Origin of the sequence: Paucihalobacter ruber (assembly GCF_006494535.1) — a bacterium.
GTDB classification, from domain to species: Bacteria; Bacteroidota; Bacteroidia; order Flavobacteriales; family Flavobacteriaceae; genus Paucihalobacter; species Paucihalobacter ruber.
On the sequence record NZ_VHIQ01000017.1, the window covers coordinates 1 to 1,329 of the forward strand.

Consider the following 1,329-nt stretch of genomic DNA (forward strand, 5'->3'; position numbering starts at 1 on the left):
ATTCAACAGTTGCATCGGCAGGTAAAGCTTCAACAAATGCAGGAGCAGTAGTATCTTGAACAGTGATGGTTTGTGAATGAGAAGTCTCATTACCACATTCATCAGTTGCAGTCCATGTTCTCACTACAGTAAACTCACCGGCACAAGCACCTTCAGTGATAGTTTCATTAAAGGTTACAGTAGCATCACCACAGTTATCAGTAGCTGTTAAAGTATCAGCAGTAGGCACCGCATCACATTCAACAGTTGCATCGGCAGGTAAAGCTTCAACAAATGTAGGGGCTATTGAATCGATTACTGTTATAATTTGATCAGCTGAAGCTGTATTTCCACAGGCATCGGTAGCAGTCCAAGTTCTTGTAATTGTTTTAGTGTTTCCACATGCAGCCACTTCGGTATCTACAAAAGATACGTTAGGCATAGCGCAATCGTCAGTAGCTGTTGCAGTTCCTGTATTTGTAGGACTTGAATCATCGGTACATTCAATAGTTACATCAGAAGGTACTGTAAGAACTGGGGCTACAGTATCAATAATAGCGTAAGTAGCAGTGGTTGTAGCACTATTACCACACTCATCAGTAGCAGTGAAGGTAACGGTAATGGCGCCGTTAGCACAATCTAATTCAGTATTAGCACCGAAGTCGTTAGACCAAGTTACATTACCACAAGTATCTGTAGCAGTAGCACCGGCATTATTTAATAACCATGCTTCTAAAGTTCCTTCAGGAGTGATACCACATTCGATATTTATATTTTCAAGATTTGAATTATCGATTGTAGGAGCCGTATTATCTTGAACAGTGATTGTTTGTGAATGAGAAGTCTCATTACCACATTCATCAGTTGCAGTCCATGTTCTCACTACAGTAAACTCACCGGCACAAGCACCTTCAGTGATAGTTTCATTAAAGGTTACTGTAGCATCGCCACAGTTATCGGTAGCTGTTAAAGTTTCAGCAGTTGGTACTGCGTCACATTCAACAGTTGCATCGGCAGGTAAAGCTTCAACAAATGTAGGAGCCGTATTATCTTGAACAGTGATGGTTTGTGAATGAGAAGTCTCATTACCACATTCATCAGTTGCAGTCCATGTTCTCACTACAGTAAACTCACCGGCACAAGCACCTTCAGTGATAGTTTCATTAAAGGTTACAGTAGCATCACCACAGTTATCGGTAGCTGTTAAAGTATCAGCAGTAGGCACCGCATCACATTCAACAGTTGCATCGGCAGGTAAAGCTTCAACAAATGCAGGAGCAGTAGTATCTTGAACAGTGATGGTTTGTGAATGAGAAGTCTCATTACCACATTCATCAGTTGCAGTCCATG

1 protein-coding gene is annotated in these 1,329 nt (G+C 41.4%); it reads right to left on the reverse strand.

The features are described 5' to 3' along the window. Positions 1-1,329 (reverse strand): HYR-like domain-containing protein (locus FJ651_RS15800; RefSeq protein ID WP_449406382.1); only part of this gene is annotated, 1,329 nt, incomplete at both ends.